Here is a 19,148-nt window from a genome sequence, read left to right as displayed (position 1 = left end):
TACCCCGGCGGCCATCAAACGCCGAGGTAGGCCTTGAGTTTCTCCTCGTTGGCTGCGACGTCGTCGTTCAGGATCATGTCCACCACTTGGCCGTGTTCGACGATGTAATGGCGATTGGCGACAGTCGCGGCGAAATGAAAGTTCTGCTCGACCAGAAGCACCGTGAATCCCTTTTCGCGAAGCCGCCGTATGGTCGCGCCGATCTGCTGGATGATCACCGGCGCGAGGCCCTCGGTCGGTTCGTCCAAAAGCAGCAGATGGGCGCCGGTGCGCAGGATGCGGGCGATGGCTAGCATTTGCTGCTCGCCGCCGGAGAGTTTGGTGCCCTGGCTGGCGCCGCGCTCCTTGAGGATTGGAAACAACCCGTACACCTCGTCGACGGACAGTCCGCCGTCCTGCACCACCGGAGGCAGCAGGAGGTTTTCCTTGACCGACAGGCTGGCGAAAATGCCCCGTTCCTCTGGGCAATAGGCAATACCTTTGCGAGCGATTTTTTCGGGCGCGAGCCTGATCAACTCGTCGCCGCGATAGCGAACCGAACCCGACCTCCGGTCGATCAAGCCCATGATCGCGCGCATGGTGGTGGTTTTGCCAACACCGTTGCGCCCGAGCAGGGTCACCACCTCGCCCCGGGGCACGGAAAAGGTCATTCCGTGCAGGATATGGGATTCGCCGTAGTGGGCGTGCAAATCGCCGACCTCGAGCACCGTCTCAGGCATGATGACTTCCCGCCCCGGTGCCCATGTAAGCTTCGATCACGGCCGCGTCGCGCGACACCTCGGCATAAGGGCCTTCGGCCAGCACCTCGCCGCGCGCGAGCACGGTGATCGTGTCGGAGAGGTCGGCGACGACCGACAGGTTGTGTTCGACCATCAGGACCGTCCGGTCGGCGGCGACGCGGCGGATCAAATCGGAAATCCGCTTAATGTCCTCGCGTCCCATGCCCGACGTGGGTTCGTCGAGCAGCAGCATCTCCGGCTCCAGTGCCAGCGTGGTCGCGATTTCCAGCGCTCGCTTCCGTCCGTAGGGCAATTCGACGGCGTAGAGATCGGCCAGATCGGCCAGCCCGACGTCGTCGAGCAGCGCCATCGCGCGGCCGTTCAACTCCGCCAGCGATCGTTCGGATTTCCAGAAATGGAACGAATCGTCGCGCGCCCGTTGCAGCGCGATACGCACGTTTTCGAGGACGGTCAGATGGGGGAACACGGCCGATATCTGAAAACTCCGGATCATCCCCATGCGCGCGATGTCGGCCGGGTTGGCGCCGGTGATGTCGCGGCCCTTGAACAGTATGCGCCCGTCGGACGGCGGCAGGAATTTGGTGATCAGGTTGAAACAGGTCGTCTTGCCCGCGCCGTTGGGTCCGATCATGGCATGAATAGTGCGAGCGCGAACCCGAAGATTGACTTCGCGCAGGGCCGTGAAGCCGCGGAAATGCTTGGTTAAGCCGACCGTCTCGACGATGATGTCGCCGTCCATGCCACGCCTTCCGACCGCAAGCCCCCGCGATGATCCCCGTGTCGCCATCGAGGCCGATGGGCCGAGGTTGATGGGGATTGAATACGAATGCCGCCCCCCTGTAAATCGCCTAGGGGGACAGTCCGGACATGCGAGCAGCCGGCGGACGAGGGGCCATAGACCCGGTAACGCGCTTTGAAACCTTCGGCGGGCAGCTTATATTCAAACCGGGTGGGGAGGGGGCGAAAATAAGAGGGTAACCCATGGCCATCAAATCTATTCTCGCCGTCGTCAATGGGACGGAATTGTCGCGTCCGGCGCTGAGCGCGGCATTCGTGGTGGCGCGCGACTTGTCCGCTCATCTCGACGTGTTGCATGTGCGTGGCGACCCGCGCGACGCGGTGCCGATCCTGGGCGAGGGCGTATCCGGCACTCTGGTCGAAGAGATCATGGACGTGGCGGAAAAAGAATCGCGTGAGCGCGCCGCCCGCGCCCGCGCTATCTACGACGAGGTCTGCAAGAAATACGACTTGCCGGTGATCGAACGTCCGGCGCCGGGGCGAGCGTCGGTCGCATGGATCGAGGACACCGGGCGCGAGGAGGAAATCGTCTCCCGGCGCGGACGCCTGACCGGGTTGATCGTGCTGCCCCGTCCGACGCCCGAAAGCGACGTCGGCACGACCATGACGCTGAACGCGTCCCTGTTCGAAACCGGTCGCCCGGTTCTGGTGGTTCCGCCCAACTACGACGGTGACCCGATCGGCTCCAAGATCGCCATCTCCTGGAACGGCAGCAAAGAGGCCGCGCGCGCTATCGCCGGGGCCACCGTATTCATCGAGCGCGCCAGGGAAGTGACGGTGGTGACGGCGGTCGGCGAAACGCCCGCCGCGCCGGAGGTGCCGGAAATGCTCACCTATCTCGGCTGGTTCGGCGTCCAGGCCTCGACCCACAATCTGCCGCTCACCGGGCGGATCGAAGGCGAGGTACTGTTCAAGGATTGCATCCAGATCGGCGCCAACATGGTGGTGATGGGGGCTTATACCCGCAACCGGCTCCGCCAGATGATCCTCGGGGGCGTAACCCGCTACGCCCTCGACAACGCGACCGTGCCGCTCCTGATGGCGCATTAAGGCGGGCCTTTCGACGAGAAGTCTGGGTCTTGATTTTCCCGCTCTTTGGGGCAGTCTTTCCCGTCCGAGGCCATCTGAGCACTGCCCCTGGGACGAACGGGATGCCAACCGAAATCGAGCGTCGGTGGTTTTTGATCGCGGGCCTAGCGTTGGCCGGGTCCGTAAACGTGTCGGTGGTTGCCCGCGCCCAGGCAGCGCCAGGACCTGCCCAGTTCATCGAGTCCCTCGCTGACAAGGCGGTCGCCGCGCTGACCGACAAAGGAACCCCGCGCGAGGAGCGCATCCGCCGCTTTCGCGTGCTGCTCAACGACCATTTCGCGGTGGAAATCATCGCCCGCTGGGTGCTCGGCCGCCCGTGGGCCACGGCGTCGGCCGAGGAACGTGCGGAATACCTCCGTCTGTTCGAGGATTTGATCGTCTACAGCTACGTCGACCGCTTCACCGAATACGCGGGCGAGAAGCTGGAAGTTTCGCGCACCGTGACGATCGACGGCGGTGATACCATGGTTTATTCGTCCATCGTGCGTGGTAATCAGCCCGAGCCGGTCGAAGTCGATTGGCGGGTGCGGACGCGCGACGGAAAATTCAAGATCGTCGACGTGATGGTCAAGGGCATCAGCATGGGCGTGACCCAGCGCCAGGAATTCGCGTCCGTTTTCAGCCGCAACAACAATAGCATGTCGGCGTTCCTGTCCGAACTGCGCGCACGCGTCAAGAAAGGCGCTTGACGCGCTTTTTTGCGCGATCGCGCTATGCCCATCGCGCCATGAACGTGTCCGCGCCCGCATCCACCGTCGAAACGCCATCGGGCAAGGACACGGCGTATGAGAATTTTCCGGTCGGATCGATCCTGCTGCCGGCCTCCTTGCGCCCGCACGTGGCGGCGTTTTACGCCTTCGCCCGCGCCATCGACGATATTGCCGACAATCCCGATCTGCCCGCGGACGAGAAAATCCGCCGCTTGACCGGATTCGCCGAGGCCCTCTCGGGGCGCGAGCGGGACCCCGCGTACGCCACCGCGCATCGGATGCGCGCGAGCCTGGACGAAACCGGCGTGCCGCCGCGCCATTGCCTCGACCTGATCGCCGCCTTCAAGCAGGACGCGACCAAGCTCCGCTACAAGGATTGGGACGACCTGATGGGCTATTGCATTCTGTCGGCGGCTCCGGTCGGGCGCTATTTGCTCGATCTGCACGGCGGCTCGCGCGACGGCTATGGGCCGTCGGATGCGCTCTGCATGGCGTTGCAGGTGATCAATCACCTCCAGGATTGCCAGGCCGACTATCGCGCCCTCGACCGGGTCTATCTGCCGGGCAACTGGCTGGCGGCGGAAGGAGCGCGAATCGAGGAACTGAACGCGTCCGCCGTTTCGCCCGCGCTGCGCCGGGTAATCGACCGCACGCTGGACGCGACCGCGCAACTGATGGTGGAAGCGCGAAAGCTGCCGGCCGGGCTTGCCAGCCGTCGGCTGGCGATGGAATCGGGCGCCATCGTCGCCATCGCGGACGCTTTGATCGCGCGGCTCCGGCACGAGGATCCGCTTGCGCGACGGGTGCAACTCGGCAAGCCCGAGTTTCTCGTCTGCTGCCTCAAGGGCGCATTCGCCGGATTGTTGTCGTGACCGCGTTCGACGTTGCGAGTGGGTTCGCGCTCGCGGCCTGGGCATGGTTGCTCGTCGCACGCGGCGGATTCTGGCGCGCCGATCAGCGTTTGCCCGATGCCGGACCGGGGCCGGCGGCTTGGCCCGGGGTGGTCGCGGTGATTCCGGCGCGCGACGAGGCGGCGTTCGTCGGCCGGTCAGTCGAATCACTACTGCGACAAGACTATCCGGGCCGGTTCACGGTGGTGCTGGTCGACGACAACAGCCTGGACGGCACCGCCGACGTGGCTCGCAAGGCGGCAACGAACGCGCACGCCGCGGAACGCCTGCGGGTAGTGGCGGGAGCGTCGCTCGCGCCTGGTTGGACCGGCAAGCTGTGGGCGGTGCATCAGGGCTTGGCCGAAGCCGCGCGCTTCGCCCCCGACGCCGCCTATGTGCTGTTGACCGACGCCGATATCGTGCACGAGCCCGCCAGCCTCCGCCGCCTGATCGCCAAGGCGGAAACGGAACGGCTTTGTCTCGTTTCGCTCATGGTCAAGCTCCGTTGCGAAGCGGGATGGGAAAAGCTGTTGATTCCGGCGTTCGTGTTCTTCTTCCAGAAGCTCTATCCGTTTCCGTGGGTAAACGACCCGAACCGGCCGACGGCGGCGGCCGCCGGGGGCTGCATGCTGGTACGGAGGGATACGCTTGCGGACATCGGCGGAGTCGAGCGCATCCGTGGCCGCCTGATCGACGATTGCGCACTTGCGCGCGAAGTCAAGGGCCAGGGGCCGATCTGGCTCGGCCTCGCCGAACACGCTTTCAGCCTCCGTCCCTACGACCGGCTCGACGAGGTGTGGCGGATGGTGGCGCGCTCGGCCTTCGAACAACTGAACCGGTCCCTGTCGGCGCTCCTCGGCACGCTGGCCGGCATGGTTGTGCTCTATGTTGTGCCGCCGGTCGCGGCGGTTTATGGAGTGGCGGCGGGTGAAGGGTTTGCCGCGCTTTCCGGCACCGGCGCCTGGGGCCTGATGGCGGTGGCCTACGCGCCCACGGTACGGCTGTACGGGCTCGCGCCAGCGTATACTTTGACACTCCCGCTCGCGGGCGTGCTGTATGCGCTGATGACGCTCGATTCGGCTAGGCGCCATTGGGCGGGCAAGGGCGGCGGTTGGAAAGGGCGATCGTATTCATGACCGGAGTGACGGACACGGCCGCGCTGGACCGCTTGGTGGAAGCGGTGGTGCGTCGCTCGGGCACGTCGTTTTATTGGGGCATGCGCGTGCTGTCGCCCGAGCGGCGGCGCGCCATGTATGCGGTCTACGCCTTTTGCCGCGAGGTGGACGATATTGCCGACGGCGATCTGCCGGCGCCGGCCAAGGCGGCCCGGCTCGATGCCTGGGCGGACGAGATCGAGCGTCTATTCCGAGGACGTCCGATAGAACCGATCGCGCGCGCGTTGACGAAACCGATTAATTCGTTCGGTCTTGCGATGCGCGACTTTCTCGCGGTGATCGAGGGCATGCGGATGGACGCCGCCGACCGGCTCCGTTTCGCCGATTGGCCCGCGCTGTTCCGTTATTGCGATTGTGTCGCTTGCGCGGTCGGGCGGCTCTCCAATCCAGTGTTCGGAATCGAGCGGACGCTCGGCGATCCGCTGGCGAAAACCCTAGGTGAGGCGTTGCAACTCACCAACATCCTGCGCGATTTGGACGAAGACGCGGAACGCGACCGGCTCTATCTTCCCGCCGATCTGCTCGCGCGCCACGGAATCCCGAGCGACGACGCGGCCGCCGCGTTGGCTCACCCCGCTATCGCTGCGGCGTGCGCCGAGATCGCCGATCTCGCCCGCGCGCGGTTCGAGGAGGCGCGCGGCTTGCTCGCCCACGTCGGCGCGCGCGAGCGCAAGCCCGCCGTGTTGATGATGGAAGCGTATTGGAGCACCTTTCGCCGCCTCGTGGCGCGCGGTTTTACGCCGCCGCGCCTCGCCGTTTCGCCGTCGCGCTGGGAAAAGGCGTGGATCGTCTTGCGTCACGGGCTGGCGTAAGCGATGGCGGGAACCGTCCATATCATCGGCGCCGGCATCGCCGGGCTTTCGGCGGCGGTAGAGTTGGCCGGATCGGATACGTCCGTCGTCGTGCACGAAGGCTCCGGTCACGCGGGCGGGCGCTGCCGATCGTTTCACGACGACGCGCTCGGCGGGCTGATCGACAACGGCAACCACCTGCTCCTCAGCGGCAACCGCGCCGCCGTCGCCTACCTGGAACGGATCGGCGCGCGCACGTCGATGCACGAAGCGGATGCCGTTTTTCCGTTCCTCGATGTGCGCAACGGCGCGCGTTGGGACATCCGGCTGTCGCCGGGGCCGCTTCCGCGCTGGGCGTTTTCAGCCGCGACCCGCGCGCCGGGAACCTCGGCGATGGATTACCTGCGCGGCCTCGGGCTCGCCTTCGCCGGGCAGAAGCTGACTGTGGCTGAGGCGCTCGGCCTGCCCAAGGGATCGCCGGGGCGCGAAATGTTCTGGGATCCGCTCGTCATCGCGGTGCTCAACGCCGAAGCGGACGAAGTCGCCGCGACGCTGCTGTGGGCGGTGTTGCGCGAAACGGTCGGGCAGGGGGCACGCGCCTGCCGGCCGTTGATCGCGCGGCGCGGATTGGGGCCGAGCCTGATCGAGCCTGCGCTCGCGTATCTCGCCATGCAAGGCGCGCGCGTGCGTTTCAACGCGCGCCTGCGCGCCATCGACCTGGCAAGCGATCGCGCGCGCGCGATCCGCTTTGTCGACGGCGACCTCGTCCTCGGCGAGAACGATTCGATCATCGTCGCCCTGCCGCACGGCTTGATCGGCGAATTCCTGCCCGGCATTCCGACGCCGGAAGGGGCCCGCGCCATCGTCAACGCCCATTTCTGGGTTCCGGCGAGCGCGGGAGTCCCGCGCCTACTCGGCCTCGTCGGCGGCACGGCGCAGTGGATATTCGCGCGCGACAGCATCGCCTCGGTCACCGTCAGCGCCGCCGACCGGTTGGCCGAGGAAGATTCGGAATCGATCGCGGCGAAGGTATGGAACGACGTGCGCCGGGCGCTCGCTCTCGGCGCCACGCCTTTGCCCGCGCACCGGGTGGTCAAGGAAAAGCGTGCGACCTTCGCCCAAACGCCTGCCAATCTTGCCCGCCGCGCCAACACCCGCACCCCCTGGCGCAACCTGTTTCTCGCCGGGGATTGGACCGACACGGGGCTGCCCGCGACGCTGGAAGGGGCGATTCGCTCGGGCGTGAGCGCGGCCCGGGCCGTGCTCCAAACGCGCGCCCCTTGAAAAATCGGGCGGTATTTGACACAAAGCCGTGCCGACGGGAACGGGGCTCCGTTCCCGAAACTTTGTAACCCTTTGACAAACATGGTCGTTATGCACGGGACGCTGCCCGCCTCCGCGCCCGAGGTCACCGCTCAACCGATTCCGCCCGCGTGCGATGAGGTGGAACGCACGGTAGGCGAATCGCGCTCCTGGCTCGTGGAACACCAAGCCGGTGACGGGCATTGGCTGTTCGAATTGGAGGCCGACGCCACCATTCCGGCGGAGCTGATTCTGCTCCACCACTATCTCGGCGAGATCGACGACAGGCTCGAACGAAGGCTCGCGGTCTACCTGCGTCGCATCCAGGGCGCACACGGCGGCTGGCCGCTATTTCACGACGGGGATTTCAATATTTCCGCGTCGGTCAAGGCATACTACGCGCTGAAACTGGTCGGCGATCCCGTCGATGCCCCGCACATGCGCCGCGCGCGCGAAGCGATCCTCGCCCACGGCGGCGCGGCGAAATCGAATGTCTTTACCCGCATCGCGCTCGCTATGTTCGAGCAGGTGCCGTGGCGTGCGACGCCCCTGATCCGGGTCGAGGCTATGCTGCTGCCCAAGTGGTTTTTCTTCCACATCGACAAGGTGTCTTACTGGTCGCGCACCGTGATGGTGCCGCTGTTCGTGCTCGCCACCCTTAAGACCAAGGCCCGCAACCCGCGCCGGGTCGATATCCGCGAATTGTTCGTCGTGCCGCCGGAGCGCGAGCGCGACTATATGACCAATCCGACCGGCAGCCGGATCGGCAACATTCTGCTGGTCCTTGACCGGGTCGGGCGGTTCCTGGAACCGTTGTTTCCGAAATTCCTCGAACGGAAGGGAATCGAACGGGCGATGGCGTTCGTCAAGGAACGCCTCAACGGCGAGGACGGCCTCGGCGGCATCTTTCCGGCGATGGCCAACGCGGTCATGGCCTACGATGCGCTCGGCTATACCAAGGATCACCCCGCCGCCGCCATCGCGCGCGAGTCGATTGCCAAGCTGCTGGCGCACGGCAAGGACGAGAGCTATTGCCAGCCCTGCCTGTCGCCAATCTGGGACACTGGGCTTGCGTTGCATGCGATGATGGAAACCGGCCTGCGCGCCGATTCCGCGACGGTGGCGCGTGCCGCCGATTGGCTGGCCGAGCGCCAAATTCTCAACGTCAAGGGCGACTGGGCTGCGACGCGCCCCGAGGTGCGTCCGGGCGGCTGGGCGTTTCAATACCGCAATGATCATTACCCGGATGTGGACGACACCGCGGTGGTGGCGATGGCGCTGCACCGGGTCGACCCGGAGAAGTACCGCGAGCGCATCGCGCGGGCCGCCGAATGGATCGTCGGCATGCAGAGCGCCAACGGCGGCTGGGGCGCGTTCGACGCTGACAACACCCACTATGTCCTCAACCACATTCCGTTCGCCGATCACGGCGCGCTGCTCGATCCGCCGACCGCCGACGTAAGCGCGCGCTGCATCGGCTTTCTCGCTCAGATCGGCTACGGTCGCGACCACCCAGCGATGGCGCGCGGTCTCGAATACCTGCGCCGCGAGCAGGAACCGGACGGATCCTGGTTCGGCCGCTGGGGCACCAACTACATCTACGGCACTTGGTCGGCACTTGCGGCCTTCAACGCCGCGGGCGAGGACATGACCGCGCCGCACATCCGGAAGGCGGTGGACTGGCTGAAGTCGCGCCAGCGTGCCGACGGGGGCTGGGGCGAGGACTGCGCGACCTATTGGCCCGAGCGCAAGGCCGAGGTCAAAGCGAGCACGCCGTCGCACACCGCATGGGCGGTGCTCGTCCTGATGGCGGCAGGCGAGGTCGACAGCCCGCAGGTCGCGCGCGGTATCCGCTATCTGCTTGCCGCCAAGCGCGAGAGCGGCAAGTGGGCGGAAGAACTGTACAATGCGGTCGGTTTTCCGCGCGTCTTTTTCCTCCGTTATCACGGCTACAGCGCCTATTTCCCGCTGTGGGCGTTGGCGCGCTACCGCAACCTCGCGGCGGCCAACGCCCGCCGCCCGGCCCACGGGTTGTAAGTGGCCAGAGTCGGGGTGATCACCGGCCTCGCCGCCGAAGCCGAATTTTTGTCAGAATTTCCGCCCGAGCGTGCTCCTCGCGTCGAAATCGCTGGGGCTTCCGCCGCGCGCGCGGAAAAGGCCGCGCTTTCTCTGCTCGATCGAGGGTGCGGGGCGATCTTGAGTTTCGGGGTCGCGGGCGGGCTTGATCCGGTGCTGCACCCAGGAACGGTGGTCGTCGCCGACGCGGTCGTGGGCACCGACCGGCGCTATGCGACCGACGCCGCATGGCGGAAATCGGTCATGGCGGCGCTCGTTGGCTCCGGTGCCGCGACCGAAGGTGCTATTTTCGGGTCGGACGCGCCGCTGCTGACCGTGGAGGCGAAACGGGCGTGCGCCGCGCGCACCGGCGCGGTCGCTGTCGATATGGAAAGCCTCGGTGTCGCCGCCGCCGCCGCCGCACGCGGCGCGCCGTTTCTCGCCATCCGCGCCATCGCCGACGACGCTTCGCGGACCATCCCGCTGTGGGTCATGGATGCGGTTTTGCCCGACGGCGGCCTGGCGCCGGGCGTGGTCCTGCGCGCGCTGCTGCCGAAGCCATGGACGGTGTGGGGGTTAATCGGGCTCGCCCGCGACCAGGGGCGCGCGTTGGGCGCCTTAGGCCGCGTCGCTCTGCGTCTCGGCCCCGGCCTTGGCTTCGCGCTTTAGCCGCTCGACCAAGCTTTCGAACACGAATTCGGCCGGACGTTGCTTGTCGAGCGGGATTTCCGGCGCAAGCGGCCCTTCGGTCCGGAAGCCCCTGAGGAACACGGCGAGCGCCTTTAACGGATGGGATACCGTATCGGTGACGGCGGTCGGCTCGTAGCCGCAATGCACCATGCAGTCAGCGCATTTTTCGTAATTGCCGGTGCCGTAGGAATCCCAATCGGTCGTATCCATCAGTTCGCGGAAGCTCCGGGCGTAGCCTTCGCCGAGGAGGTAGCAAGGCTTCTGCCAGCCGAACACGTTGCGGGTCGGATTGCCCCAGGGCGTGCAACGATACGACTGGTTGCCGGCGAGGAAATCCATGAACAAGGTCGATTGGCTGAAGCGCCAGCGGCTGCCGCGCTTTTTGCCGATGCGGAAGATTTCGCGAAACAGGTTCTTGGTGCGCGTACGCCCGAGGAAGTGTTCCTGGTCCGGGGCGCGTTCGTAGGCGAAGCCGGGTGAAATGGTAATACCTTCGACGTCGATGTCGTTGATGGCGAAATCGAAAAAATCCGCCGCCTGTTCGGCGGTGACGTGATCGAAGAGCGTGCAGTTGACGTTGACGCGGAAGCCCTTCGACTTGGCAAGGCGAATGGCGGCGATTGCGCGCTTGAAGGTGCCCGGCTGATCGACTGCGCGATCGTGCTCGGCTTCCAGGCCGTCGAGGTGAACGGAGAAGGTGAGATAGGGCGACGGCTTGAACAGATCGAGTTTCTTTTCCAGCAGTAGGCCGTTGGTGCAGAGGTAAACGAATTTTTTGCGCGCCACGATGCCGGCGACGATCTGGTCGATTTCCCGGTGCAGCAGCGGCTCGCCGCCGGGGATCGAGACCACCGGTGCGCCGCATTCGTCGACCGCCTGCAGGCATTCGTCGACACTGAGGCGACGGTTGAGGATGTCGTCCTCGTAGTCGATCTTGCCGCAACCGGGGCAGGCAAGGTTGCAGCGGAACAAGGGTTCCAGCATCAGCACCAACGGATAACGCGCCTCGCCCTTGAGCTTTTTGCCCAGGATGTAGGCGCCGACCCGGATTTGTTGGATCAATGGAACAGCCATGGCGGGGTTACGCGTCAGGCGTTATGCGCGGCTCGCGCGGCGTTTTCGGTCAGTGCCGCCGGCAGCTTGAAGACGATGTTCTCGGCGGCGCCGTCGAGTTCGTGAACGCGGGTACGGCCAAAATCGCCGAGACGGCGGATCAAGGCCTGCACCAGCTCTTCCGGCGCGGACGCTCCGGCGGTGATGCCGACCGTGCGAACGCCTTCGAGCCAAGCGGAATCGAGCGCGCCGGCATCCGCGATCAGATAGCTCGGAATGCCCGTTTCGGTACCGATTTCGCGCAGCCGGTTGGAGTTGGAGCTGTTCTTGGCGCCGACCACGAGCAGCAAATCGACCTGGGCGGCGAGGTCGCGCGCCGCCTGCTGGCGATTCTGGGTGGCGTAGCAGATGTCCTTCACGTCGGGACCGACGATCTTGGGAAAGCGCCGTTTGAGGGCGGCAATCACGTCGCGGGTCTCGTCGACACTGAGGGTGGTTTGGGTGACGTAGGCGAGGCGTTCCGGATCGCGCACCTCAAGGCGGGTGACGTCGTCGGCGTTGGTAACCAAAAGAACGCCGCCCGGAATGCGGCCTTGGGTGCCTTCAACCTCGGGATGACCGGCGTGACCGATCAAGATGACCTGGCGGCCCTTGGCGGCATGGTTTTGGCCCTCCTTGTGGACCTTGGAAACCAGCGGGCAGGTGGCGTCGATCACCGGCAGGTCGCGGCGCTTGGCTTCGCCTTCGACCGCTTCGGCGACGCCGTGGGCGCTGAAGATAGTGACCCCGCCATCCGGAATTTGGTGCAGTTCCTCGACGAAGACGGCGCCCTTGGCGCGGAGCGATTCGACCACGTGCTTGTTGTGGACGATTTCGTGGCGTACGTAGACGGGCGGGCCGTATTGCTTGAGCGCGCGCTCGACGATTTCGATGGCGCGCTCGACCCCGGCGCAAAAGCCGCGCGGGCGCGCGAGATAAATGTCGAGGTCGCGGGAAGATTCGGGCGTGGTCATGGTCGGCGGTAAGATAGGCATTTCCGGCCACCGGGGAAAGGGCCGTTTCGCGGCATTTCCGGACTTGGCACGGGGAATTAGCATGGCCGAGGGAATCGCATGGTCGAAAAAGCGCTGGTGACGGGGGCAACCGGGTTCGTCGGCGCGGCCGTCGCTCGCCGGTTGCGGGCGGAAGGATTCGCCGTTCGGGTCCTGGCGCGCAAGGCGAGCCCGCGCGCGAACTTGGAAGGGCTCGCGGTCGAGGTCGCGGAAGGGGACCTGACCGACCCGACGTCGCTTAAGCGTGCGGCGGAAGGATGCGCGGTCGTTTTTCACGTGGCGGCGGATTATCGCCTGTGGACGCGCGATCCGACGGCGATGTTCCGCGTCAACGTCGAAGGGTCCGTCGCGCTCGTGCGCGCGGCGATGGCGGCGGGAGCGTCGCGCATCGTTTACACTTCCAGCGTCGCGACTCTTGGCATTCCGGGTGGCGGAAAATCCGGCGACGAGGAAACGCCGGTCGGGTTCGCCGACATGATCGGCCCCTACAAGCAATCCAAGTTCAAGGCGGAGGAAGCGGTGCGCCGCCTGATCGCCGAGGAAGGCGCGCCGGTGGTGATTGTCAATCCTTCAACCCCGATCGGTCCCGGCGATATCAAGCCGACGCCCACCGGCCGCATGATCGTCGAGGCTGCGCGCGGACGGATGCCCGCCTTCGTAGACACCGGCCTCAATGTTGTGCACGTGGACGACGTGGCCGAGGGCCATCTGCTCGCCTTGCGCCGGGGCCGGGTGGGGGAGCGTTACGTGCTCGGCGGCGAGAATATGGCGTTGGGCGAGATTCTCGCCGAGATCGCCCGCCAATGCGGCCGGCGACCGCCGACGATTCGCATTCCCCACGGAGCGATATACCCGGTCGCGGTGCTGGCCGAGGCCTGGGCGCGATTAATCCCCTCGGCGAGCGAGCCGTTTGTCACCGTCGACGGCCTCAAGATGGCGCGCAAGAGGATGTTCTTTTCAAGCGCCAAGGCCGCCCGGGAACTCGGCTATGCCGCGCGGCCGGCAGTCCAGGCGCTTTCCGACGCCGTTGCCTGGTTCCGGGCCATGGGATACCTCCGGTGAATCTTGTCGAGCGGGTCATGGCCAGATATTGTCCCGTCCGCAGATTATCTAACGGAAAGTCGCGAACCCCATGAAAGCCCTGATGCTCGCCGCCGGTGTCGGCCGCCGTCTCTATGGCGATGACCGCGCGCAACCGCCCAAGGCGGTATTGGAGTTCGGCGGCAAGACCCTGTTGCGCCGTCATATCGAAAATCTGAAGGCGTTCGGCGTCGAGGAACTGGTGCTGGTTCTCGGCCACCGCAAGGAAGAAATCCTCGCCGAAGCGAATGCGGCCGGTGAACCCGGCTTCGTCAATTGGTTTTACAACCCGCGCTATCGCGGCGGCCCGGTAATTTCGCTGTGGACCGCGTGCGAGGTTTTGCGCTCGGGTTCGGACGTGCTGTTCATGGATGCCGACGTGCTTTACCACCCGGAGTTGCTCGGGCGGCTGCTGCGTTCGCCGCACGAAAACTGCTTCATCTACGACCGCGATTTCGAGGCGGGCGACGAACCGGTCAACTTATGCCTCGATGGCGGCCATCCGGTCGAGTTCGGCAAGAAGATCCCGGGAACGTTCGAAACCCGCGGCGAATGGCCCGGGTTCCTGCGCCTTTCGGCCACCATGGCCGCCAAGCTCGCGGACGCAACCCAGGCCTACATCGACCGGGCCGAGATGGCGGCGCCCTATGAGCCCGCCATGCGCGATGTGTTGTTGGCCGAACCTCCCGGCACCTTCGGCGCCGAGGACGTGACCGGGATTCCCTGGATTGAAATCGATTTTCCGAGCGATCTCATCCGCGCCGAACGCCACGTGCTGCCCTTGATCGACAAACCGATCGAGGAACTTCAAGCGACGCGGGGCTTGCGGGCGTCGGCGCGTCGCTGATCACACCCGGAAAACGTATTCCTTGCCCTTTTCACGGTCGATATCGGGCGGGTAGCTCTTGTGCTTGTCGGCGTAGTATTGCGCCATGTGATCGCCGGCGGAGAGCTTGTTGTAAGTGGCGTAATAGAGGCGGCGTATTTTACTGCTCATGTTCGGCTGCGACTGGTGCGGCGCGTAGCAGTCGAAGAAGATCATGTCGCCCGGCATGGTCGGCACGTGGATGAACTTCATGTCCGCCATGTCGGCGTCCGTCAGCGGCTCCCACGAGCGGAACAGGCCGCGCTTGTGGTGGCCTTCGACGATTTCCAGGCAGCCGTTCTCGACGGTCGCTTCGTCGATGCCGACCATGACGCTGATGAAAAAGTCGGCGTACTTGTCCCAACCGGCCTGGGAATCCTGATGCGGCTTGAAGCCATCGCCGCCCGGCATCTTGAAGTTGACCTTTTCCTTGAACATGACGGCGGGCTCGCCCAGCAACTGCCCGACCGGCACCAGCAACGCATCGCCCAGTTCCTTGAACCCGGCGTGGAAAGGGCGAATATTTTCGATCCGGCTGACGAGCCTTTTCGACGAATCCTTGAGGCTCTTCTCGTGGTAGACCCATTGCCTGCCGGATACCTCCGGCATGGCCGCCAACTCGTCGGTCCATTCCTGAAACCGTTTCGCGTCGGCGGCCGAAAAAGCGCCGTGGACGACGAGCGAGCCGGCGTTGTGGAAATGGTCGATCTGGGCCTGGGTGAGTTCAGGCGCACGCAACATGAAAGGGCTCCGTGGGGAGTGAAAGTCGGCGCGGATCATAGGCAGGCGCCGCCGGTTCTTCAACCGGCCCCGGAGGTTAAACGGCATTGAAAATTGCTAGCAATCGCGACCGCACATTGAACCCGCCCCGGCGATTGACTAAAACCTCCGCATGCAAACCCAGGCCAAACCTGCCCAATCGGGCCATCCCTCCAAATTTCGTCAGTTGCGCGAGTTGATCGCTTCTCCCGGGCTGGAGTTCTTGATGGAAGCCCATGACGGCTTGTCCGCCAAGATCGTGGAGGAAGCCGGCTTCAAGGGCATCTGGGCGTCGGGGCTTTCCATGTCGGCGGCTCTCGGCGTGCGCGACAGCAACGAGGCGTCGTGGACCCAGGTGCTGGAAGTACTCGAATTCATGGCCGATGCGACCTCGATCCCGATTTTGGTCGACGGTGATACCGGCTGGGGCAACTTCAACAACATGCGCCGCGCGGTGCGCAAGCTGTGCGAGCGCGGCGTCGCCGGCATCTGCGTCGAGGACAAGTTGTTTCCCAAGACCAACTCGTTCATCGGCGAAGGACAGGCGCTCGCCGACATCGAGGAGTTCTGCGGCAAGATCAAAGCAGGCAAGGACAGCCAGACCGATCCCGATTTCCAGATCGTCGCTCGGGTGGAGGCGCTGATCGCCGGCTGGGGCCTGGACGAGGCGCTCACGCGCGCCGAGGCCTACCGCGCGGCCGGGGCGGACGCGATCCTGATCCATTCCAAGAAGTCCACCGCCGTTGAAATTCTCGCCTTCGCCCGTGCGTGGAACAACCGCTCGCCGGTTGTGATCGTGCCGACCAAGTATTATGCGACGCCGACCGAGGAATACCGCCGGGCGGGCATTTCGGTCGCGATCTGGGCCAACCATAACCTGCGCGCGTCGATCGCGGCCATGCGCGAGACCAGCCGCCGCATCCGGCGCGAGGAATCCATCGCCGGCGTGGAGAAGACCGTCGTCAGCGTGCGGGAGGTGTTCGAGCTGGCCGGCAACGACGAGTTGGCCGAGGCCGAAAAGCGCTATCTGCCGGCCAAGGGCAGCGAACGCCGCGCGATCCTGCTCGCCGCCAGCCGGGGGGCGGCCCTGGGGAAACTCACCGAAGACCGACCTAAGTGCATGATCGAGGTGCGCGGCCAGCCGTTGCTCAGCCGATTGATCGGCACCGTGCGCGAAGCCGGCGTGCGCGACATCACGGTGGTGCGCGGCTACAGGAAGGAGAAGATCAACTTTCCTTCCATCGCGACGGCGGACAACGATCTCTACATGACGACCGGAGAAGCGGCGAGTCTCGCTTGCGCGATCGACCGGCTCGACGGCGAATGCCTGGTCGCCTACGGCGACATTCTCTTCCGTCATCACATCCTCGATCAGCTGTTCGCCCATCCAGGCGACATGGTCGTCACCGTCGATGCGCTGTGGCGCGAACGCACCTCGAACGCCAAGGGGTGGTTGCGCGATTTCGCCGAATGCTCGCGCCCGTTCAGCTCCACCTATCTCGACGACGAACCCGTCCATCTTCGCCGCATCGCCGCCGACGTGCCGGCGGACGCAATCGCGGGCGAGTGGATGGGACTCGCCAAGCTGAGCGCCCGGGGGACGGAACGGGTACGCGAAACCCTCCACGCCATGCGCCGGGACGGCACCTTGGGTCAGGCCGGACTGCCCGATCTGTTCACCCGGTTGGCCGGGGAAGGGGCGACAATCCACGTACTCTACGTGACCGGACAGTGGCTCGACGTGGACGACGCCGCCGATCTGGCCGAGGCGGGCAAATTCCTGTGATCCGCGCCGAATCGTTTTTGACCGAATCGCTGGCGGCCGGCATTGATTTCTACAGCGGCGTGCCGTGCTCGTTCCTGACCGCACTCGTCAACCGCACCATCGACGACTCGCGCCTGACCTATATCGGCGCGGCGAGCGAGGGCGAAGCGGTCGCCATTGCCGCCGGCGGCTGGCTCGCGGGGCGGGGGACGGCGGTGATGTTCCAGAATTCCGGCCTTGGCAATGCGGTCAATCCGCTGACGTCGCTCAACCATCCCTTCCGCATTCCGACGCTGCTGATCTGCACGCGGCGGGGCGCGCCCGGGCTCAAGGACGAACCGCAACACGAATTGATGGGGCGCATCACGGCAGCGCTGCTGCACACGATCCGAATTCCGCACCGCCCCTTTCCGAACGAAGAAGCCGATATCTCCGCTGCCCTTGCCGAAGCCAGGGAGACAATGGCGACAACCCGGTTACCATTCGCGTTCGTGATGGAAAAGGGCGACGTGGTCGACGAAAGGCTTTCCGCCCGCCCGCCCACGCCCAAGCCGCCAGGCACGCGGCACGACCACCGTGCCAATGGAGCGCGGCCGACCCGCTTTGCCGCGCTCGAACGTCTGCTCGGCGAGATTCCCGACGCGGCGGCGGTGGTCGCGACCACGGGCAAATGCGGCCGCGAACTGTTCACGCTCGCCGACCGGCCGCAGCATCTGTATCTGGTCGGTTCGATGGGTTGCGCCTCGGGGGTTGGGCTGGGCATCGCGCTCAACGCGCGCCGTCCGGTGGTGGTGCTCGACGGCGACGGTGCCGCGCTCATGAAATTGGGCACGTTCGCGACCATCGGCGCCTATGCGCCGGCCAACTTGATTCACGTGGTGCTTGACAACGCGACCCACGATTCGACCGGCGGCCAACCGACGGTCTCGCCGATGGTCGATTTCGCCGCCGTGGCGCAAGCCTGCGGTTATGCCCGTACCCACGCCGCCGACGATCTCGCCGGGTTCGTCGCCGCACTTAAGGACGCGATCGCCGAACCGGGGCCGCATCTCATTCATCTCCGGATCGCGCCTGGGTTGCACGAACCGCTCGGCCGTCCGACCGTGGCTCCGCCCGAGGTGGCGTTGCGATTCAAGGCGTTTCTGGCGAGCGGGAACGACCGCCCATGAGTCACGACACCTGGATTCACCACGTGGCGCGGGTCGTGGTTCGACCGCTCGCCAAAACGGCGGTCACGCCCAATCAGTTGACCACGGTTCGCTTGGCGACGGGGATCGCCGCCGCTGGCACGCTGGCGGTGGGGCACGATCCGTGGCCGGACGTGGCGGCGGGCGTGTTCGTTCTGGCGATGGTGCTCGACCGCGCCGACGGCGAGCTTGCGCGCATGACCGGGAAGACGAGTCCCTTCGGGCATACCTATGATCTGATCGCCGACGCGCTTTGCAACGCGCTGATTTTTGTGGCACTTGGGGCGGCTTCGCGCGATAGCGTCTACGGTTATTGGGCGATGCCGATGGGAATCGCGGCCGGACTCGCGGTCGCGGCAATTCTGGGGATGGTGGTGCGGGTCGAGAAGGCGGCGGGCGCGCGCGCGGCCGAACTCGGCGGTTTCGCCAAGTTCGATCCGGATGATGCCATGCTGGTGGTGCCGCTCGCGATTTGGCTCGGGGGCGCGTCGATCCTGTTGGTCGCCGCGGCCGTTGGCGCGCCGCTGTTCGCAGCGTTGTTCGCCTGGAAATTCCGCCGCCAACTGTTCGGGCGTTGATCAAGAAGCGTGGCGGCGCAACCTAATGAGCGTGAATAGCGTCCACAGTCCGTAAACCCCCGCGCCCGCGCCGCATAGTACGAAAAAGGGCTCGAGCCAGCCAAGCCAGGTGATCGGCGCAAGCAGATAGATTCCGTCCTCCAGTTCGAACCCAGCGTAGCCGGGATAACCGGTGGCGGCGCCATCTTCCAGCTTGGCCGCTTTGTCGATACCCAGGTTGAGAAACATGGCCGCGACGGCGACCGTCGCGCCGACGGCGCCCAACACAACCGCCCAAACGCCGAGCGCGCCCGTTTGCAGCCCCCAGCCGATCCCGAAAAAGAGCGCGGCGTAGCTGACCGCGCCCGAAACATAATCGAGATAATAGCCGAGCCGCGATTTCATGTTCTTCTGGCGCGCAAGTTCGCCGTCGAAGTGATCGAGGAAGCGCGCGAGCACGAATAGGCCCGCGCCCCAGTTGGCGGCCGCGGGGTTGCCTGCCGCGAGCAAACTGGCGCCCGCCAGCGCAACGACCAGGGTGAATACGGTCAATTGATTGGGCGTGATCGGCGTGCGCACGAGCGGGCGCA

The 19,148-nt window shown here is 65.5% G+C and carries 19 protein-coding genes; 13 read left to right on the top strand and 6 right to left on the bottom strand.

From position 1 onward, the window contains the following. Positions 1 to 14: 14 nt before the first annotated feature. Both FJ311_02985 and FJ311_02980 read right to left on the bottom strand, forming a co-directional pair. Positions 15 to 719, bottom strand: a complete 705-nt coding sequence (locus tag FJ311_02985; GenBank protein MBM3950397.1) for an ABC transporter ATP-binding protein — start codon at positions 717 to 719, stop codon at positions 15 to 17. After that, on the bottom strand, positions 712 to 1,479 hold the full coding sequence (locus tag FJ311_02980; protein MBM3950396.1) for an ABC transporter ATP-binding protein: 768 nt from the start codon (positions 1,477 to 1,479) through the stop codon (positions 712 to 714). The genes FJ311_02985 and FJ311_02980 overlap by 8 nt, the downstream gene beginning before the upstream one ends. Positions 1,480 to 1,721: 242 nt before the next feature. Here FJ311_02980 and FJ311_02975 point away from each other — a divergent pair, with 242 nt between their 5' ends. The 8 genes from FJ311_02975 to FJ311_02940 all read left to right on the top strand — a co-directional run bounded on the left by FJ311_02975 (position 1,722) and on the right by FJ311_02940 (position 10,219). Continuing rightward, entirely contained in the window at positions 1,722 to 2,588 is an 867-nt protein-coding gene (locus FJ311_02975) for a universal stress protein (GenBank protein ID MBM3950395.1), read from the top strand. Positions 2,589 to 2,689: 101 nt separating this feature from the next. After that, complete coding sequence (locus FJ311_02970; GenBank protein ID MBM3950394.1) at positions 2,690 to 3,316, top strand: ABC transporter substrate-binding protein; 627 nt, start codon at positions 2,690 to 2,692, stop codon at positions 3,314 to 3,316. Positions 3,317 to 3,354: 38 nt separating this feature from the next. Then, the gene (gene hpnC / locus FJ311_02965) at positions 3,355 to 4,209 is read left to right on the top strand and encodes a squalene synthase HpnC (GenBank protein MBM3950393.1); all 855 of its coding nucleotides are present in this window, start codon (positions 3,355 to 3,357) and stop codon (positions 4,207 to 4,209) included. Continuing rightward, entirely contained in the window at positions 4,206 to 5,363 is a 1,158-nt protein-coding gene (locus FJ311_02960) for a glycosyltransferase (GenBank protein ID MBM3950392.1), read from the top strand. The genes hpnC and FJ311_02960 overlap by 4 nt, the downstream gene beginning before the upstream one ends. Next, positions 5,360 to 6,214, top strand: a complete 855-nt coding sequence (gene hpnD / locus FJ311_02955) for a presqualene diphosphate synthase HpnD (protein MBM3950391.1) — start codon at positions 5,360 to 5,362, stop codon at positions 6,212 to 6,214. Before FJ311_02960 ends, hpnD begins: the two co-directional genes overlap by 4 nt. Before the next feature lie 3 nt (positions 6,215 to 6,217). After that, a complete protein-coding gene (locus FJ311_02950; GenBank protein MBM3950390.1) occupies positions 6,218 to 7,477 on the top strand; it encodes a hypothetical protein in 1,260 nt (419 codons plus the stop codon). 90 nt (positions 7,478 to 7,567) lie between these two features. After that, on the top strand, positions 7,568 to 9,532 hold the full coding sequence (gene shc / locus FJ311_02945; GenBank protein MBM3950389.1) for a squalene--hopene cyclase: 1,965 nt from the start codon (positions 7,568 to 7,570) through the stop codon (positions 9,530 to 9,532). Then, complete coding sequence (locus FJ311_02940) at positions 9,533 to 10,219, top strand: phosphorylase (GenBank protein MBM3950388.1); 687 nt, start codon at positions 9,533 to 9,535, stop codon at positions 10,217 to 10,219. Here the strand turns inward: FJ311_02940 and hpnH are convergent. Both hpnH and ispH read right to left on the bottom strand, forming a co-directional pair. Next, positions 10,169 to 11,314 (bottom strand): adenosyl-hopene transferase HpnH, encoded by a 1,146-nt coding sequence (hpnH, locus tag FJ311_02935; GenBank protein ID MBM3950387.1) that lies wholly within the window; start codon positions 11,312 to 11,314, stop codon positions 10,169 to 10,171. The two genes, FJ311_02940 and hpnH, sit on opposite strands and share 51 nt — an antisense overlap. Before the next feature lie 14 nt (positions 11,315 to 11,328). Beyond that, entirely contained in the window at positions 11,329 to 12,306 is a 978-nt protein-coding gene (gene ispH, locus FJ311_02930) for a 4-hydroxy-3-methylbut-2-enyl diphosphate reductase (GenBank protein MBM3950386.1), read from the bottom strand. A gap of 99 nt (positions 12,307 to 12,405) precedes the next feature. Between ispH and FJ311_02925 the strand changes: the two genes are divergently transcribed. After that, positions 12,406 to 13,407: an SDR family NAD(P)-dependent oxidoreductase gene (locus tag FJ311_02925; GenBank protein MBM3950385.1), complete on the top strand. Its 1,002-nt coding sequence runs from the start codon at positions 12,406 to 12,408 to the stop codon at positions 13,405 to 13,407. Positions 13,408 to 13,477: 70 nt separating this feature from the next. Continuing rightward, positions 13,478 to 14,272, top strand: a complete 795-nt coding sequence (locus tag FJ311_02920; protein ID MBM3950384.1) for a phosphocholine cytidylyltransferase family protein — start codon at positions 13,478 to 13,480, stop codon at positions 14,270 to 14,272. Here the strand turns inward: FJ311_02920 and FJ311_02915 are convergent, their stop codons facing one another. Continuing rightward, the gene (locus FJ311_02915) at positions 14,273 to 15,031 is read right to left on the bottom strand and encodes a phytanoyl-CoA dioxygenase family protein (protein ID MBM3950383.1); all 759 of its coding nucleotides are present in this window, start codon (positions 15,029 to 15,031) and stop codon (positions 14,273 to 14,275) included. Between the two features lie 151 nt (positions 15,032 to 15,182). Between FJ311_02915 and aepX the strand changes: the two genes are divergently transcribed. Genes aepX through FJ311_02900 form a run of 3 tightly spaced genes read left to right on the top strand, consistent with a single transcriptional unit; the run spans position 15,183 to position 18,579 of the window. Further along, the gene (gene aepX, locus FJ311_02910) at positions 15,183 to 16,835 is read left to right on the top strand and encodes a phosphoenolpyruvate mutase (GenBank protein MBM3950382.1); all 1,653 of its coding nucleotides are present in this window, start codon (positions 15,183 to 15,185) and stop codon (positions 16,833 to 16,835) included. After that, positions 16,832 to 17,983 carry a phosphonopyruvate decarboxylase gene (gene aepY, locus FJ311_02905; protein MBM3950381.1) on the top strand — a complete coding sequence of 384 codons (1,152 nt, stop codon included), beginning with the start codon at positions 16,832 to 16,834 and terminating at the stop codon, positions 17,981 to 17,983. The genes aepX and aepY overlap by 4 nt, the downstream gene beginning before the upstream one ends. After that, on the top strand, positions 17,980 to 18,579 hold the full coding sequence (locus tag FJ311_02900; protein ID MBM3950380.1) for a CDP-alcohol phosphatidyltransferase family protein: 600 nt from the start codon (positions 17,980 to 17,982) through the stop codon (positions 18,577 to 18,579). The genes aepY and FJ311_02900 overlap by 4 nt, the downstream gene beginning before the upstream one ends. Here FJ311_02900 and FJ311_02895 read toward each other — a convergent pair. Next, positions 18,580 to 19,148: CDP-alcohol phosphatidyltransferase family protein (locus FJ311_02895; protein MBM3950379.1), on the bottom strand; the 569-nt coding region annotated here is incomplete at its 5' end. It abuts the gene before it with no gap.

The organism is Rhodospirillales bacterium, from assembly GCA_016872535.1.
GTDB lineage: Bacteria > Pseudomonadota > Alphaproteobacteria > Rhodospirillales > 2-12-FULL-67-15 > 2-12-FULL-67-15.
Note: the sequence above shows the minus strand (reverse complement) of the source record. Positions and strands in the feature narration are given on the sequence as shown.

Coding starts and splice junctions, on each gene's coding strand:
- FJ311_02970 (MBM3950394.1), top strand. CDS start 2,690: ATGCCAACCGAAATCGAGCGTCGGTGGTTTTTGATCGCGGGCCTAGCG.
- FJ311_02920 (MBM3950384.1), top strand. CDS start 13,478: ATGAAAGCCCTGATGCTCGCCGCCGGTGTCGGCCGCCGTCTCTATGGC.
- FJ311_02900 (MBM3950380.1), top strand. CDS start 17,980: ATGAGTCACGACACCTGGATTCACCACGTGGCGCGGGTCGTGGTTCGA.
- FJ311_02950 (MBM3950390.1), top strand. CDS start 6,218: ATGGCGGGAACCGTCCATATCATCGGCGCCGGCATCGCCGGGCTTTCG.
- FJ311_02980 (MBM3950396.1), bottom strand. CDS start 1,479: ATGGACGGCGACATCATCGTCGAGACGGTCGGCTTAACCAAGCATTTC.
- FJ311_02915 (MBM3950383.1), bottom strand. CDS start 15,031: ATGTTGCGTGCGCCTGAACTCACCCAGGCCCAGATCGACCATTTCCAC.
- hpnH (MBM3950387.1), bottom strand. CDS start 11,314: ATGGCTGTTCCATTGATCCAACAAATCCGGGTCGGCGCCTACATCCTG.
- shc (MBM3950389.1), top strand. CDS start 7,568: ATGCACGGGACGCTGCCCGCCTCCGCGCCCGAGGTCACCGCTCAACCG.
- hpnC (MBM3950393.1), top strand. CDS start 3,355: ATGAACGTGTCCGCGCCCGCATCCACCGTCGAAACGCCATCGGGCAAG.
- FJ311_02925 (MBM3950385.1), top strand. CDS start 12,406: ATGGTCGAAAAAGCGCTGGTGACGGGGGCAACCGGGTTCGTCGGCGCG.
- FJ311_02985 (MBM3950397.1), bottom strand. CDS start 719: ATGCCTGAGACGGTGCTCGAGGTCGGCGATTTGCACGCCCACTACGGC.
- ispH (MBM3950386.1), bottom strand. CDS start 12,306: ATGACCACGCCCGAATCTTCCCGCGACCTCGACATTTATCTCGCGCGC.
- FJ311_02975 (MBM3950395.1), top strand. CDS start 1,722: ATGGCCATCAAATCTATTCTCGCCGTCGTCAATGGGACGGAATTGTCG.
- hpnD (MBM3950391.1), top strand. CDS start 5,360: ATGACCGGAGTGACGGACACGGCCGCGCTGGACCGCTTGGTGGAAGCG.
- aepX (MBM3950382.1), top strand. CDS start 15,183: ATGCAAACCCAGGCCAAACCTGCCCAATCGGGCCATCCCTCCAAATTT.